This window comes from Xanthobacter lutulentifluminis (genome assembly GCF_043194675.2).
In the GTDB taxonomy this organism is placed as follows: domain Bacteria; phylum Pseudomonadota; class Alphaproteobacteria; order Rhizobiales; family Xanthobacteraceae; genus Xanthobacter.
In genome coordinates this window covers 4,185,086-4,202,338 of sequence record NZ_CM195525.1, presented here as the reverse complement: position 1 = coordinate 4,202,338, position 17,253 = coordinate 4,185,086, and the positions used below count along the sequence as shown (strand labels likewise).

At 70.2% G+C, this 17,253-nt stretch carries 6 protein-coding genes; 5 read left to right on the top strand and 1 reads right to left on the bottom strand.

Features of this window, described 5'->3' with window-relative positions; translation table 11 throughout:
• Window positions 1-102 precede the first annotated feature (102 nt).
• The 4 genes from V5F49_RS19540 to V5F49_RS19525 all read left to right on the top strand — a co-directional run bounded on the left by V5F49_RS19540 (window position 103) and on the right by V5F49_RS19525 (window position 14,118).
• Window positions 103-9,258, top strand: coding sequence for a peroxidase family protein (locus tag V5F49_RS19540; RefSeq protein WP_394114947.1), 9,156 nt, complete (start codon window positions 103-105; stop codon window positions 9,256-9,258).
• 63 nt (window positions 9,259-9,321) lie between these two features.
• A complete protein-coding gene (locus V5F49_RS19535) occupies window positions 9,322-11,130 on the top strand; it encodes a type I secretion system permease/ATPase (protein WP_394114946.1) in 1,809 nt (602 codons plus the stop codon).
• Window position 11,131: 1 nt separating this feature from the next.
• On the top strand, window positions 11,132-12,769 hold the full coding sequence (locus tag V5F49_RS19530) for a cadherin-like domain-containing protein (RefSeq protein WP_394114945.1): 1,638 nt from the start codon (window positions 11,132-11,134) through the stop codon (window positions 12,767-12,769).
• 11 nt (window positions 12,770-12,780) lie between these two features.
• The gene (locus V5F49_RS19525) at window positions 12,781-14,118 is read left to right on the top strand and encodes an HlyD family type I secretion periplasmic adaptor subunit (protein WP_394114944.1); all 1,338 of its coding nucleotides are present in this window, start codon (window positions 12,781-12,783) and stop codon (window positions 14,116-14,118) included.
• A 4-nt stretch (window positions 14,119-14,122) separates the two neighbouring features.
• Here the strand turns inward: V5F49_RS19525 and V5F49_RS19520 are convergent, their stop codons facing one another.
• On the bottom strand, window positions 14,123-14,767 hold the full coding sequence (locus tag V5F49_RS19520; protein WP_394114943.1) for a response regulator: 645 nt from the start codon (window positions 14,765-14,767) through the stop codon (window positions 14,123-14,125).
• 410 nt (window positions 14,768-15,177) lie between these two features.
• Between V5F49_RS19520 and parE the strand changes: the two genes are divergently transcribed.
• Complete coding sequence (gene parE / locus V5F49_RS19515) at window positions 15,178-17,220, top strand: DNA topoisomerase IV subunit B (RefSeq protein ID WP_394114942.1); 2,043 nt, start codon at window positions 15,178-15,180, stop codon at window positions 17,218-17,220.
• The last annotated feature ends 33 nt before the right edge of the window (window positions 17,221-17,253 follow it).

The following is a 17,253-nucleotide window of genomic DNA, read 5'->3' as shown; positions in this document are numbered from 1 at the left end:
GATTTTTCTGGGTCAGGCGCAAATACCTCTGCCGCACGCACGAGCATTCCGCACCGCGGGGCGAAAGACCCCGGATCGCCAGCGACGCCGAGGGAGGACGCCATGGTCCAGCTGATCCGCAACGATCTCGAGTTCATCCTGCAGCAGATCAAGATCGCCGAGGCCAACGCCGCCGGCATCCCCCTGACCGAGATCAGGCTCGACGCCAACGGAAACGTGATCGCCGATCCGGCCTGGTACACCTCGCCGGCGTTCGACCCCGCCGCCCCGCGCGCCATTCCCGATCCGCACACGCCTTATGGCCTGCGCACCGTGGACGGCAGCTACAACAACATCGTCGAGGGGCGCGAACACTGGGGCGCGGCCGACCAGCCCATGCCGCGCATGCTCACGCCCGACTTCCGCGACGATGCGGACGGCGACAGCTTCGACGCCAACGGCCCGGCTCCCGGCGGGGTGGTGACCAACACCGACTACGGCGCCGGCGGCAACGTGGCCGACGTGGACCCGCGGCTCATCTCCAATCTCGTCGCCGACATGAGCTTCAACAATCCGGCCGCGATCGTGGCCGCGCTCAGCTTCGCCGGCTCCACCACCATCTACGGCGCGGGCGGCGACCTCGAGACGGTGCAGGACGCCCATGCGGCCTACATGGCGGTCATGTCAGATCCGGGGGCCGACGCGGCGGCCAAGGCGGCGGCCACAACCGCCTTCGACGCGGTGCTCGGCTCGGTCGGCATCAGCCAGGAGAACGGCTCGCTGGTGGTGCCGAACGTCGCCCCCGACGAGGGGCTTTCCAAGCCGTTCAGCAGCTGGATGACCTTCTTCGGCCAGTTCTTCGACCACGGCCTCGACCTGATCTCAAAGGGCGGCAACGGCACCATCTTCATTCCGCTCGCGGCCGACGATCCGCTCGTCACCCACGGGCCGGACGGCATTCCCGGCTCGGGCGACGAGGTCTCGCCGCAGAACGCCTTCATGGTGCTCACCCGCTCCACGCCGGTCGCCGGCCCCGGGGCGGACGGCATCCTCGGCACCGCCGACGACACCGCCCACGAGGCGGTCAACACCACCACGCCGTTCGTGGACCAGAACCAGACCTACACCTCCCACCCCTCCCACCAGGTGTTCCTGCGGGAGTACGAGACGGTGGGCGGGAAGACGGTCGTCACCGGCCGGCTGCTCAATGGCGCGGACGGCGGCCTGCCCACCTGGGCCGACGTGAAGGCGCAGGCGCGCACCATGCTCGGCATCCAGCTGGACGACGACGACGTGAACGCCGTGCCGCTGCTGCGCACCGACGCCTACGGCCGCTTCATTCCCGACGCCAACGGCTACGCCCAGGTGATCGTCGGCATCGGCGCCGACGGCGTGCCCAACACCGCCGACGACGTGGTGGTCTCCGGCACCGCCGCCAATCCGGTGGACCTTTCGGCCCCGGTCACCATCGGCAGCGTCACCTATGCCGGCGCCATCCGCACCGGCCATGCCTTCCTCGACGACATCGCCCATGCGGCGAGCCCTTTCAACAGCCAGACCGGCGCGGTGAAGGCCGAGGATACGGACGGCGTCATCAACGGCGACACGAACGGCAACGGGGTCATCGACAACGGCGAGGTCGCGGCCGAGGCCGGCACCTATGACGGCGAGCTGCTCAACCGCCATTACGTGACCGGCGACGGGCGCGGCAACGAGAACATCGGCCTCACCGCCGTGCACCACGTGTTCCATTCCGAGCACAACCGGCAGGTGGACGCGCAGAAGCTGACCATCCTCGCCACCGGCGACACCGCCTTCATCAACGAATGGCTCGCCACCGACATCGCCAGCCTGCCGGCCAACTTCGCCAGCATGACCAAGCTGGAGCAGCTCGATTACGCCAACACCCTGGGCTGGGACGGAGAGCGCCTGTTCCAGGCCGCGCGCTTCGCCACAGAGATGCAGTATCAGCACCTGGTGTTCGAGGAATTCGCCCGCAAGATCCAGCCGGCGATCGACCCGTTCGTCTTCAACAGCGTCACCGACATCAATCCGGCGATCTTCGCGGAGTTCGCGCACACCGTCTATCGCTTCGGCCATTCGATGCTCAACGAGAACATCGACATGGTGGACGCCAACGGCGACCTGACCCAGGTGGGCCTGATCGAGGCCTTCCTCAATCCGGTGGCGTTCGACGAGCTCGGCACCTCGGACGAGGCCGCGGCGGCCATCATCCATGGCATGTCCATGCAGCAGGGCAACGAGATCGACGAATTCGTCACCGGCGCCCTGCGCAACAACCTGCTCGGCCTGCCGCTGGACCTCGCCGCCATCAACATCGCCCGCGGCCGCGACACCGGCGTGCCCTCCCTGAACGAGGCGCGCGAGCAGCTCTATGCCGCCTCCGGCTCCACCTTCCTGAAGCCCTACGAGAGCTGGGTGGGCTTTGCCGCCAACCTCAAGAACCCGCTGTCGGTGGTGAACTTCATGGCGGCCTACGGCACCCATGAGAGCATCACCTCCGCCACCACCTCGGAGGCCAAGCGCGACGCGGCGTGGAACCTCGTGTTCGGCGTGCCCGGCGAGACCGCCGAGCAGCGCGCGGAGCGCGTCGCCTGGCTGAACAGCCCGGCGGCCGAGACCGGCGTGGACGACATCGACCTGTGGATCGGCGGCCTCGCCGAGAAGGAGATGCCGTTCGGCGGCATGCTCGGCTCCACCTTCAACGCGGTGTTCGAGGCACAGCTGGAGAACCTGCAGGACGGTGACCGCTTCTACTACCTCAGCCGCACGCAGGGACTGAACTTCCTCAACGCGCTGGAGCAGAACTCCTTCTCCAAGATGATCCTCGCCAACACGGATCTTGCCGATCCCGGCCCCGACGGCATCCGCGGCACGTCGGACGACATCGTGCAGCGGCACGTGGGCATCGACATCTTCGCGCGCTACGACCATTACCTGGAGGTGGACGCCGCCATGCAGCTGGAGCCGGACCCGGTCGGCAACGACCCGGTGCTGGAGGGCATGGGCCTCGGCAAGGTGCAGCGCGACAATCCGGCCACCCCCGGGGCGGACACCAACTTCATCCGCTTCACCGGCGGCGAGCACGTCAACATCGGCGGCACCAACGGCAACGACATCATCATCGCCGACTTCGGCGACGATTCCATCTGGGGCGATGCGGGCGATGACCGCATCGAGGCCGGGGCAGGCGTCGATCTCGTCAACGGCGGCGCCGGCAATGACATCATCACCGACAGCGGCGATACCGGCGACTTCCTGAAGGGCGAGGCCGGCGATGACGTGATCGCCAATTCCAACGGCATCGACATCCTGATGGGCGGCACCGGCAAGGATGTGATCTTCGTCGGCGTCGATTCCACCGAGGTGTTCGGCGGCGAGGGCGACGACTTCATCCTCGGCGGCGCCGATGCCGACTTCCTCCTCGGCAACGAGGGCGACGACTGGATCGAGGCCGGCGCCGGCTTCGACACCACCGCCGGCGACAACTCCCAGCTCTTCTTCAACTCGGACATCATCGGCCACGACGTGATGTTCGCAGGCTCCGACGAGCATGATTTCGACGCCGAGTCCGGCGACGACATCATGGTCCAGGGCGAGAGCGTCATGCGCAACGAAGGCATGTTCGGCTTCGACTGGGCCACCTTCCAGGGTGCCAACGTCAACGGCTATGCGGACATGCGCATCGCCATCTTCACCACCGACCAGCAGGACATCCTGCGCAACCGGTTCGACAAGGTGGAGGCGCTGTCCGGCTGGCAGCACGACGACACCCTCATCGGCGACGACCGCACCGCCGACCCCAATGCCGGCGTGCCCGGCGCGGGCGCGGCGGAGGGCGTGTTCTTCAAGGACGAATTGACCCAGGCCGGCGTGAACCGCATCGACGGGCTGCGCCAGCTGCTGGGCCCGCTGGTGGCGGCGGCGCCGGTGGGGGCGACGGCCGAACAGCTGGAGGCCATCATCGCCTTCGACGACGGCAACATCCTGCTCGGCGGCGGCGGCTCCGACCGGCTGGAGGGCAACGGCGGCGACGACGTGCTGGACGGCGACGCCTGGCTCAACGTGCGGATCCGCATCACCGCGCCGGGGGCCGCCAACACGCAGGCCAACGAAATCGGCACGATGACCAGCCTCTCCCACGTCTTCCCGGCCGATCACCCCAACCCCGAATGGGCCGGCAAGTCGCTGTTCCAGCTGATGATCGACCGCAAGATCACGCCCTCGCAGATGCACATCGTCCGCGAGATCCTGCACGACACGGCGCCCGGCGCCACCGACACCGCCGTGTTCTGGGACGTGCGCGCGAACTACGAGATCACGGCCAATGAGGACGGCTCGCTCACCGTGAGCCACGTCACCGTCACCGGCGGCGTCATCGACCCGACCACCGGCCGCGCCCGCGTCTCCGACGGCACCGACCGGCTCACCAACATGGAGCTGCTGCAGTTCGCGGACCAGACGGTGGAGACCTCCACCTTCTTTCCCGATCCCAACAGCCCGGCCACCGGCACGCCGCTCGTCAGCGACGTGACGCCCACCGAGGGCCAGGCACTGACGGTGAACGTCGCGGCCATCGCCGATGCCAACGGCCTCGGCCCGTTCACCTACCAGTGGCAGGTTTCCACCAACAACGGCGGGACCTGGACCAACATCGCGGCGGCCCAGGGCGGCACGGCAGCGAGCTTCACGCCGGCGCAGGCCCAGGTGGGCGCGCTCCTGCGGGTCAACGTCTCCTTCACGGACGGCGACGGCTATCAGGAGGTGCGCTCCTCCGCCCCCACCGGCGTGGTGGGCGACGTGATGACCGGCGTGAACGGCCAGGACAGCACGCTCACCGGCACCGCCGGCGAGGACATCATCACCGGCGGCAATCCCGGCGGCTTCCTCAACCTGTTCGGCGGCAACGACACGCTCTCCGGCGGGGACGGAAACGACGTGCTGAACGGCCTCGGCGGCACCGACACGCTGAACGGCGGCACCGGCAACGACACCCTGAACGGCGATGCCGGCAACGACAAGCTGAATGGCGGCGCCGGCAACGATGCCGTCAACGGCGGCGCCGGCACCGACACGGCCGTCTTCACCGGCGGCCCGCGCAACTTCAACTTCGCCCTCTCCGGCACCGACATCGTGGTCACCGACCTCACCGGCGCCGAGGGCACGGACACGCTGACCGCCGTCGAGCAGGCGAGCTTCGCCGGCACCAGCTACTCCATCGTCAACGGCAACACCGGCAACGCGCTGGCCAACCTCGTGCTCGGCTTCGGCGGCAACGACACCATGAACGGGGCCGCCGGCAACGACGTGATGGTGGGCGGCGCCGGCAACGACACGGTGGTCGGCGGGCTCGGCAACGACACCCTCCTGTGGCGGGTGGGCGACGGCCGCGACTTCATGGACGGCGGCGCCAACACCGACACCGTCCATATCGCCGGCGACGCCACCGCGGAGACGTTCCACGTATGGACGCGGGTCGAGGCGACCGCCGCCGGCATCACCGGCCTGAACGCCAACACCGAGATCGTCATCACCCGCAACGGCACCAACACCGCCTCCGTCATCGCCGAGCTCGACAACATCGAGGAGATCGTGATCAACGGGCTGGGCGGCGGCGACAGCTTCGTCACCCACGGCAACTTCGGCGCCACCTCGCTCGCCATGAGCACCATCACGTTCGAGGGTGGCGACGGCGACGACATGGTGGACATCACCGGCCTCACCTCGGCGCACCGCGTGGTGTTCCGCTCGTCCGGCGGCAACGACACGGTGGTGGGCGCGCCGCGGCCGCAGGATGTGTTCCAGGGTCCGAACGTGGCGTTCGTGGCGAGCGCGGCGGACCTGCCCTCGGGCGGGAGCGATGCCCCCACCGGCGCCTTCGGCTACACCGTGCGCGACCTCGAGGGGCTGAAGAAGCTGGTGGCGGGCCTGCTGCCCTTCCCCGACGATGACGACGCGGAGAACGCCCTCGGCCCGCGCACCATCTCGGGCTCCGGCAACAATGAAGGCAGCCCGGACCTCGGCAAGTCCGACACCGCCTTCATCCGCCTGACCGACGCCCGCTACGGCGCCTACGACCCGGCCATCGACAACCGCGCCCTGAACCCGATCTATGACGGGCTCGACCCGCGCACCATCTCCGACATCCTGGGCACCCAGGAAGCCGGACTGCCCACCAATGCAGAGGGCGCCAATATCTTCTTCATGGCGTTCGGCCAGTACTTCGACCACGGCCTCGACTTCATCGCGAAGAACGCGGCCAACGGCAAGGTGGTGATCGGCGCGGCCGGCACCGGGGCGCCCGGATCGGGCAATCCGGCCGACCTGACGCGGGCCGAGGTGATGGGCTTCGACGCGGAGGGCAACCCGCTTCACGTCAACAAGACCACCGCCTTCGTGGACCAGAACCAGGCCTATGGGTCGCACGGCCTCGTCGGCCAGTTCCTGCGGGCCGGGGACGGCTCCGGCGGGCTCGGCGCGCAGCTCTTCCAGGGCGGGCCGGACCCCTCCAACCCGGACTTCGCCCTCCTGCCCACGCTGCGCGAGCTGATCGAGGAGCACTGGGCCAACGACACGGTCTTCACCGATCCCTCGCTGCCCGGCGGGCAGGTGTCGTTCCGCGACTACTTCGGCTCGTTCGAGGTGGCGCCCTGCACCTTCGCCAGCCTGAAGAATCCCGACGGCAGCCTCAACGCGGACGTGGTGGCCAAGCTCGCCGGCGACTTCATGGGCTCCGGCCAGGCGCTGCTGCTCGATACCAACCCGTTCATCAACCTGCTCGACCACTACGTGGCCGGCGACGGGCGGGCCAACGAGAACGTGGCGCTCACCTCGGTGCACACCATCTGGGCGCGCAACCACAACTACCACGTGGAGAACCTCGCGGCCGCCGGCTTCACCGGCACCGCGCAGGAGCTGTTCGACGCCGCCAAGATGATCAACGAGGCGGAGTACCAGCGGGTGGTCTTCACCGAGTTCGCCGACAAGCTGCTGGGCGGCATGCGCGGCGACGGCGACCACGGCCACGGCGGCTACAATCCGGATGCCGACCCCGGCATCTCCCACGAGTTCGCCGCGGCGGCCTACCGCTTCGGCCACTCGCTCATCGGCCAGACGCTGACCGTGCTCGACGAGAACGGCCAGCCCCGGCAGGTGGCGCTGTTCGACGCCTTCCTGAACCCGACCAACGACGCCTCCGCCTTCCCGGTGGACCCGAGCGCCTTCTACACGCCCCAGCCCGGATACGAGCAGCTCGGCGTGAACGCGGTGCTCGGCGGCATCGTCGGCCAGCCGGCGGAGGCGGTGGACTTCAACATCGTCGACGCGGTGCGCAACGACCTCGTGCGCATCAACGCCGACCTGTTCTCCTTCAACCTCGCCCGCGGCCGCGACGTCGGCCTCGGCACGCTCAACCAGGTGCGCATGGACCTCGACGCCTCCACCGACCCCTATGTGGCGGAGGCCGTGGGCTATGTGGGCGACCTCTCGCCCTACACCTCCTGGGAGGACTTCCAGCAGCGCAACGGGCTCTCCGACAGCGTGATCGCCCAGTTCAAGGCGGCCTATCCCGACCTCGTGCTGGACACGCCGGAGAAGATCGCCGCCTTCGCCGCCGTGAACCCCGACATCGAGCTCCTCGACGGGGAGAACGGGGCGAAGATCGTCAAGGGCATCGACCGGGTGGACCTGTGGGTCGGCGGCCTCGCCGAGACGCACGTCAACGGCGGCATGGTGGGCGAGACCTTCTGGGTGGTGCTGCACGAGCAGATGGACCGGCTGCAGGAGGCGGACCGCTTCTACTATTCCGACCGCCTGGAAGCCTTCGACTTCTACGAGGACTTCATCGACGGCCAGGAGTTCTCCGACATCATCCTGCGCAACACCGGCCTTCAGGGCCTCGCCGAGAGCGTGTTCGACACCGAGCTGCCGGAAGACGGTGAGGAGGACGACACCCCAGCCCAGGGCGACGGCGACGGCGAGGAGGAGGAGGACGAGGACGATCCAGCGCCCGATGACGACGAGGACGAGGAGGACGACACCACGACCGATCCCGACGACGACGAAGGCGACACCGGCGGCGACGTCGACGAGGACGACGACGACGGTGCCGGTGACGACGACGAAGACGAGGAGGATGAGGATGAGGAAGAGGACGACGACATCGAAGACGGTGACGATGACGACGAAGACGACGAGCAGGGCGACACCGGCGACGACGACGAAGATGACGAGGACGACGACGAGGCGGATGACGACTCCCCCGGCTCGGGCGGCTCGCAGGACGACGACGACGATCACACGCCGTCCAATCCGCATCACGGTGGCGGACCGAGGCCGGTCGCGGCCTTCCTGGAGCAGCTGTTCGCCCGCATCGGCGAATGGCGCGGCTGGGAAGGGCGTGGCGGGGACGGCCTCGGCTCCGCCCCGTTCGCCGGCGGCGCCCTCGGGGGGCTCCTCGACAAGGTGGGCGCCTTCGTGGACGGCTTCGCCGAGACCCGCGGCACCGGCGGCTGGCGCACCGCGCTGACCCACGACGACGATGCCACGCCGGCCACCCAGTCGGACGGCCCGGCACCCCAGTGGGGCGGCCTCGGCTGGCTCGGCAACCGCATGGAGGGGCTGCTGGACAGCACCGCCCTCGGCGACCGCTTCGGCCGCATGATGCAGATGGGCGAGAGCGGCGCCGACGTGTTCACCGCCGAGCGGGGCGACGGCCACAACCTCTATGTGGGCGATCCCCTGTTCGGCCAGCGCGGCTTCGACACGGCGGACTATTCCGCCGTCACCGTGGACATGAAGGTGGACCTCGGCGCCCTCGGCCTCCTCGGCGGCACCGCCTCCAGCGCGCAGACCGGGTACGACGTGCTGCGCGGCGTCGACAAGGTGGTGACCGGCTCCGGCGACGACACCATCGTCGCCAGCCGCAACGCCGAGGTGATGGACGGCGGCGACGGCGAGGACGTGTTCGTCTTCCGCTCCGTCGAGGCGGCGGACGGCGATCTCATCGTCGGCTTCGAGCCGGGCGACCGGCTCGACCTCTCCGGCATCGACGCCGACCGGGGCACGGCCGGCAACCAGGCCTTCACGCTGGTGAACGGGCCCATCGATGGCGCGGGCCAGCTCGCGGTCTCGTTCGAGACGCGGGACGGCACCGAGTACACCGTCATCGAGGGCGCGGTGGACGACGACGCCACGGCCGACTTCCGCATCGAGCTGGAAGGCCGCCACCAGCTGAAGTCCGAGCACTTCTCGCTCTGACACGCGCCGGGCGGGGACGTTTCCTCCCCGCCCCTTCCCCGCCTCAGGCCAGGGCTGCCCACCATGGCGAACCGTTCCGCTTCCGCCGCCTCCTCCCGCGCCGCCCAGCAGCGGGACCTCGCCCGGCTCACCGCCGGCTTCCGCAGCATGGCGATCTTCCTGTTCGTCATCTCCGGCATCATCAACGTGCTGGCGCTGACCGGCTCGTTCTACATGATGCAGGTGTACGACCGGGCGCTCACCTCCGGCAGCATCCCCACGCTCATCGCCCTCTCGGTGCTGGCGCTGGGGCTCTACATGTTCCAGGGCGCGTTCGATCTCATCCGCTCGCAGATCCTGGTGCGGGTGGGCGCGCGCTTCGACCGCTCGGTGGCGCCCATCGCCCACAAGGTGGTGGTGGACATGCCGCGCCTCGGCTTCTCCACCACCGAGGCGGTGGAGCGCGGGCGCGACGTGGACACGGTGCGCAACTTCCTCGGCTCCTCGGGGCCGGGCGCCATGTTCGACATGCCGTGGGTGCCGATCTACGTGGGCTTCGTCTACATCCTGCACCCCTGGCTCGGCATGCTGGTGCTGGGGGGCGCGCTGGTGCTCACGGTGCTGGCGCTGGCGAGCGAGGTGGTCTCCCGCCGCCTCGCCACCGCCACCCGCAAGGCGGCGCTGGTGCGCAACACCATCGCCGATTCCAACGCCCGCAACGCCGAGGTGCTGAAGGCCATGGGCTTCGCCGGCGAGGCGGTGGAGCGCTTCCGGCGCGCCAACCTGGAGCACCTCGCGCTCCAGACCCGCTCCAACGACATCACCGGCGTGTTCGGCGCCATCTCGCGGGTGCTGCGCATGGTGCTGCAGTCGGCAACGCTCGGCCTCGGCGCCTATCTCACCATGCGCGGCGACATGTCGGCCGGCGCCATCATCGCCGCCTCGGTGGCGGGGGGCCGGGCGCTGGCGCCGGTGGATCTCGCCATCGGCAACTGGCGCTCCTTCGTCGCCGCGCGGCAGGCCTACGGTCGGCTGAGGGAGACCATCGTCGCCCTCGGCAAGCTGCCGGAGCGCACCGAGCTGCCGCCGCCCGCCGCCTCGCTGAAGGTGGAGAAGATCACCGTCGCCGCCCCCGGCAACGGGCAGGTGCTCCTGAGCGAGGTCGCGTTCGAGCTGAAGGCCGGGCAGGCCGCCGGCATCATCGGGCCGAGCGCCGGCGGCAAGACGACGCTGGTGCGCGCCGTCACCGGCATCTGGCCCTGCCTGCGCGGGGCGGTGCGGCTCGACGATGCGGAGATCGCCCACTGGACCGAGGATGCCATCGGCCGTCATCTCGGCTACCTGCCGCAGAACGTGTGCCTGCTGGACGCCAGCGTGGCGCAGAACATCTCCCGCCTCGCCAGCGTGCGCGACGACGCGGCGGTGGTGGAGGCGGCGCGCGCCGCCGGCGTCCACGAGATGATCCTGCGCCTGCCGGACGGCTACCAGACCCAGCTCGGCGCCGAGGGCGCCGCCCTCTCCGCCGGCCAGCGCCAGCGCATCGGGCTGGCGCGCGCGCTCTACGGCAACCCGTTCCTGGTGGTGCTGGACGAGCCGAACGCAAATCTCGATTCCGACGGCGAGGCCGCGCTGAAGGAGGCCATCCTCGGCATCCGCGCGCGCGGCGGCATCGCCATCGTGGTGGCCCATCGGCCGAGCGCGCTCGCCGCGGTCGATCTGGTGGGCGTGGTGCAGAACGGGCGCCTCAAGGCCTTCGGGCCGAAGGAGGATGTCCTGAAACTCGAGGTCATGGACGGCCGGCCGGCCGATCGACCCCGCGTGGTCCCCGCCGCAGAGGCGGGACCGGCGGCGGCCGCGGCGGGCGAGGCGCCCTTGCAGGTCAGGGGAGCGTGACATGATTACCGTGAAAGGCACACGCATGGGCCAGCGGCCGGGAGCCCCCGCCGCCGACCTCTACCGCACCCAGGAGGAACGGCCGGCCGCGCGCCTCGTCGCGCTGGTGGGCGCCGGCATCGCCGGGGCGGTGGCCTATTTCGCCTCCGGCGCCACCAGCGCCGCGGCCGCCGAGACCCCGCCCCCGCCGAAGCCGCAGGACGCGGCGCAGGAGGAGGCGCCGCCCTCCCCTGGCGAGCTCCCGCGCGCCGCTTCCGCGGCCGCCGCCGACCCGGACGCGGAGGAGGCCAAGGACCGCGCCGAGGCCCCGCCCCCGCCCGCGACGGAGGTGGCGGAATTCATGGACGCGCCGCCCGAGCTTGCGCTTGCCGCGCGGCTGGCCCGGCTCGGCCCGCCTTCCCGCGCCACCGCCGAGGACCCGCAGGCCGGCATCGCCATGACGGACGATCCGGTCGGCGCCGCGCGCATCCGCCCGCCGCACAAGGCCCGCCCCTCCGCCACCGGCAATGACGACGAGGAGGAGCGCCCCTCCGGCAGCGGCGAGGAGCCGTCCGAGGGCGAGGGCTCCGGCGAGGACGACGACGAGACCACCCGCAACCGCGCCCCGCGCGCGGGCGATCCGGTGAGCCTGCCGGCGGTGATGGCGACGCAGGCGGTGTTCATTCCGGTGGCGAGCCTGCTCGCCGGGGCCAGCGATCCCGATGGCGAGGCGTTGCAGGTCACCTCCATCACCGCCTCGGCCGGGCTGCTGCTGCCGGTGGAGGGCGGCTGGGTCTATCTCGCGCCGCCACTAGCCACCGAGGACGTGGCGCTCAGCTACACCATCTCGGACGGGCTCGACGGCGTGCCGCAGCGCGCGGTGTTCGACGTGACGCCGGAGGGCGCGGTCGCGGCCGGCACGGCGGCGCCGGAAATGTTCGCCGCCCTGTCCGCATCGGCGCGGCAGGCCGCGACGCCGGTGGAGGAGGATGCCGCAGCCCCCGCCATGCGCCATCTGGTCGAGCGCACGGGAGTGGAGGACGGCCCCGCCGCCCCCGCCGAGGCGGCGGCCGAGAGCCCGCCGGCGGACAGCACCGCCGCCACCGATGCGGCCGGCACAACCCCGGCCGCCGCGCCGCCCGCCTCCACGCTCGATCCCGCCACCGCGTCCACCGTGGCGAGCGGCAGCGACGTCGCAGCCACGGAGCCGGCGGGGGGAAGCCTCGCCGCGCTTGCCGCGCCGGTCCCGGGCGTGCCCGAGCCGGCAGCGGTGGCCCCGCCGGCGGCGGAACCGGCGGCGCCGGTCGCCGTTGCGGCCGCCGCATCCCCGGAGAGCGCCTCGGCGAGCTTCGCCGCCGCGACCGAGACCGACGCCTTCGCCTTCGCGCCGGAGCCATCCGCCGCGCAGGGCGAGACCGTCTCGCAGATCGTGGCGCTGGAGGTGGGCGACAGGGTCGATATGGCAGCCGCGGCACCCCAGCCGGACGCCGACAGCCAGTTCGCCGCCGCCTATGGCGATGGCGCGGGCGCCCTGCCCTACCAGATCCATGCCGATGCCTCGGTCCCCGCCACGGTTCCGGACCTGCCGGAGCCGTTCGATCCGGATGCCGATGCGGCCATGGCCCAGGCCGCCGCGCCCGAACCCCTGTTCAACGCCTGAGGGAGGCGGCCATGACCCAGATGAGCCCCACATCCGACGCCGGCCTTCCCTGCGATCCGGCCGACGACGAGCGCGCCTTCCGCCTGCGCCGCCACGTCGCGACCGGAGTGGCGCTGGTGGTGCTGCTCATCGCCGGCTGCGGCGGCTGGGCGGCGAGCGCGCGTCTCAACGGCGCCGTCATCGCCCAGGGCACGGTGACGGTGGACCAGAACCTGAAGGAGGTGCAGCACCGCGACGGCGGCATCGTCGCCGAGATCGCGGTGAAGCAGGGCGACTTCGTCTCCGCCGGCCAGACGCTGCTGCGGCTGGACGACACCTCCTCGCGGGCGGAGCTGTCCATCATCCGGGCCCAGCTGGTGGAGCTGATGGCCCGTCGCGCCCGCCTGCTGGCCGAACGCGACGGGCTGGAGCGCATCGAGTTCCCCCGCGAGCTGCAGGGCCTCGGCACGGACGTCGCATCGATGCTGCGGGACGAGACCCGCCTGTTCGAGGGCAACCGCTTCACCCGCCGCAGCCAGACCGAGCAGATGGAGCTCGCCATCCTGCAGACCGGCGAGGAGATCCGCGGCCTCAACGCCCGGCGCGACGCCAAGACCGAGGAGACGACCCTGCTGTCGCTGGAGCGCGACAAGGTGGTCTATCTCTTCAACAAGGGGCTGACCGACGGCAGCCGGGTCCATGCGCTCAACCGCGAATGGGCGCGCATCAACGGCGAGAAGGCCGAGATCGAGGCCTCCATCGCCCGCGCCAACGTGCGCATCACCGACAGCCGCCTGCAGATCATCGCGCTGGAGCAGAACGCCCGCACCGATGCCCAGCGCGAGCTGCGCACGCTCGACGCGCGCATCTCCGAGCTGGCGGACCGCCGCATGGTGGTGGAGGACCGCCTGACCCGCACCGAGCTGCGCGCGCCCATGCGGGGGCGGGTCAACGAGCTCAGCGTCTTCACCATCGGCGGCGTCATCACGCCGGCGGCCAAGGTGGTCACGCTGGTGCCGGAGGACGCGCGCCTCAGGGTGGAGGCCAAGGTGGCGCCGACCGACATCGACCAGGTGCAGAAGGGCCAGGGGGCGCGCCTGCGTTTCTCCGCCTTCAACCAGAACACCACGCCGGAGCTGCGGGGCACGGTGGCGCAGATCTCACCCGCCACCATCCGCGACGCCGCGAACGGCACCATGTCCTACATCGTGGAAGTAGCCATCGAGGACGATCTCGAAAAGCTGGGCGCGAACCAGCTGGTGCCGGGGATGCCGGTGGAGGTGTTCATCTCCGGCACCGACCGCACCGCCCTCGCCTATCTGGCGAAGCCGCTGGCGGACCACTTCAACCGCGCCTTCCGCGAGCAGTGAGGGATCAGCCGCGATGCGCCGAGGCCGCGCCGGCCCCTTCCCTCAGCTGCTGGGCGGCGATCACCACCTCCAGCCGGTTGCGGGCGTGCAGCTTCTGCATGAGCGTGGACATGTAGCCCTTCACCGTCTTCTCGCTGAGGGCGAGGGCGCGGGCGATCTCGCTGTTCTTCTTGCCGAGCAGCAGGAGCTGGACGATCTGGTCCTCGCGGATGGACAGGTGCATGGCCTCCCGCGCGCGCTGGCGGTGGGCCTTCGCCTCCAGCTCGGCGATGATGCGGGCGGCGAAGCTGGGCGTGATGTAGGTCTCGCCCGCCCGTGCGCCGGCGATGGCCTGCACGAGGTCGCACTGGGCCGAGCCCTTCAGCACGAAGCCGCTGGCGCCGGCGCCGAGCGCGCGGGCCGCGAGCTCGGCATTGTTGGATGCCGTGAAGATGACGATCCGGGAGGCGGGATGGCGCTCCCGCATCTGCGTGATGGTGCCGATCACATCGCCCTGCATGGTCAGATCGACGACGATCACCTCCGGCGCATGCCGCTCGGCGATCCGGAGGATGTCGCCGACACACGTGCCCGTGTCGACAACCCTGAACTCCTCCGTCTTCTCGAGAACCGTGACGATGCCTTCAACGACGATCGGGTGGTCGTCCACGACCGCAACCGAAATAGCGCACACGCTGTGTACCCCCATGGTTGTGACCGACCATGACGCTCCACTATAGATCTGAATAGAATGCTTTCAAGTCATCAAATTTTCATGGACTTTACTGCTTGAGGTAGCAGGCGGCGGGATCGATAATTCTCTGACCTACCCGGATATGGATATTTTCTCATTTTGCAATGCGGGATAATTTTCTACCGCAACGCAACATCTTGGCAATCCGGATTCTGGCAGTCCGGCCCCGCCCCCGGCCGTCCGACGCGCGCCCGCATCGCCACCCGCGGTGCCCGGCGCCCGGGCCGCCTCCTCAAGCGACAGCTCTGCTATGCTGCGCGCGGCCGGCGGCACGGGCGCGACGATTCGCACTGCCATCCGCGCCCCACATGGGTTAACCAGACCGCATGTCCGACACCGACGATCTCTTCGGCTCCGCCTCCCGCTCCCGCGCTTCCGCCAAGGCCGCGTCCAAGGCCAAGGCGCCCGCCGCCGTGCCCGCCATGGCGAACGACTACACCGCCGCCCACATCGAGGTGCTCGAAGGGCTGGAGCCGGTGCGCCGCCGGCCGGGCATGTACATCGGCGGCACGGATGCCAAGGCGCTGCACCACCTCTTCGCCGAGGTGATCGACAACTGCATGGACGAGGCGGTGGCCGGCCACGCCTCCTTCATCGAGGTCCAGCTCGGCGCCGACGGCTATCTCACCGTCTCGGACAACGGCCGCGGCATCCCGGTGGAGGAGCACCCCAAGTTTCCCGGCAAGTCGGCGCTCGAGGTCATCATGACCACGCTGCACGCCGGCGGTAAGTTCGACAGCAAGGTCTACGAGACCTCCGGCGGCCTGCACGGCGTCGGCGTCTCGGTGGTGAACGCGCTCTCCGACGACCTGGAGGTGGAGGTCGCCCGCAACCAGACCCTCTATCGCCAGTCCTTCGCCAAGGGCGTGCCGCAGGGGCCGCTGAAGGAAGTCGGCCGCATCACCAACCGGCGCGGCACCCGCGTGCGCTTCCATCCCGACCCGGAGATCTTCGGCCCCTCCGCCCGGTTCGAGCCAGCACGCGTGTTCCGCATGGCGCGCTCCAAGGCCTACCTGTTCGGGGGCGTGGAGATCCGCTGGTCGTGCGACGCCGAGCTGCTGAAGGGCGTCGAGGGCATCCCGGAGAAGACCGTGTTCCGCTTCCCCGGCGGCCTGCGCGACTATCTCGCCGCCGATCTGGAAGGCAACACGCTGGTGCATCCGGACATCTTCTCCGGCCGCATCAGCAAGCCCGGTGGACACGGCTCGGTGGAGTGGGCGGTGGCGTGGGTCGCGGATGCGGACGGCGGCATCTCCTCCTACTGCAACACCATTCCCACCCCGGACGGCGGCACCCACGAGAACGGCCTGCGCGCCGTGCTGCTGAAGGGGCTGAAGGACCACGCCGAGCGCTCCGGCCAGGGCAAGCGCGGCGGGCTCGTCACCGGCGACGACGTCATCACCGGCTGCGCGGCCATGCTCTCCGTGTTCGTGCGCGAGCCGGAATTCCAGGGCCAGACCAAGGACCGCCTCGCCACCGCAGAAGCGGCGCGCATCGTCGAGCAGGGCCTGCGCGACCCGTTCGACCACTGGCTGGCCGCCAACCCAGTGGCCGCGACCCGGCTGCTGGAGCATGTGATCGACCGGGCCGAGGAGCGCCTGCGCCGCAAGCAGGAGAAGGAAGTCTCCCGCAAGACCGCCGTGCGCAAGCTGCGCCTGCCCGGCAAGCTCGCCGACTGCTCCAACACCGAGGCCGCAGGCTCCGAGCTGTTCATCGTCGAGGGCGACTCGGCCGGCGGCTCCGCCAAGCAGGCGCGCGATCGCAAGACGCAGGCCGTGCTGCCCCTGCGCGGCAAGATCCTGAACGTGGCCAGCGCCACCCGCGACAAGCTGGCCGCCAACCAGCAGCTCGCCGACCTCGGCCAGGCGCTCGGCTGCGCCGCCGGCTCGCACTACCGCGATGCGGATCTTCGGTACGAGAAGGTCATCATCATGACCGACGCCGACGTGGACGGGGCGCACATCGCCTCCCTCCTCGTCACCTATTTCTTCCGGCAGATGCCGAAGCTGATCGAGGACGGCCACCTCTTCCTCGCCGTGCCCCCGCTCTACCGCATCACGCAAGGGGCGAAGACGCTCTATGCCCGCGACGACGCCCACAAGGCGCAGCTGCTGAAGAAGGAATTCTCGGCCAAGGGCAAGGTGGAGGTGGGCCGCTTCAAGGGCCTCGGCGAGATGATGCCGGCGCAGCTGAAGGAAACCACCATGGACCCGCGCACGCGGACCCTCCAGCGCGTCGCCATCGAGGATGCCGAGCGCGCCGCCACCAGCGACCTCGTGGAGCGGCTGATGGGCAACAAGCCGGAGGCGCGCTTCGCCTTCATCTCCGAGCGCGCGGCCTTCGCCGGCGAGGATTTGCTGGACATCTGAGCGGGCGCCGCACGCGATCTCGAAAAATCAAGC

What these genes read in the sequence shown, in the direction of transcription:
- V5F49_RS19540 (WP_394114947.1), top strand. Translation starts at nt 103, where the DNA reads ATGGTCCAGCTGATCCGCAACGATCTCGAGTTCATCCTGCAGCAGATC.
- V5F49_RS19535 (WP_394114946.1), top strand. Translation starts at nt 9,322, where the DNA reads ATGGCGAACCGTTCCGCTTCCGCCGCCTCCTCCCGCGCCGCCCAGCAG.
- V5F49_RS19530 (WP_394114945.1), top strand. Translation starts at nt 11,132, where the DNA reads ATGATTACCGTGAAAGGCACACGCATGGGCCAGCGGCCGGGAGCCCCC.
- V5F49_RS19525 (WP_394114944.1), top strand. Translation starts at nt 12,781, where the DNA reads ATGACCCAGATGAGCCCCACATCCGACGCCGGCCTTCCCTGCGATCCG.
- parE (WP_394114942.1), top strand. Translation starts at nt 15,178, where the DNA reads ATGTCCGACACCGACGATCTCTTCGGCTCCGCCTCCCGCTCCCGCGCT.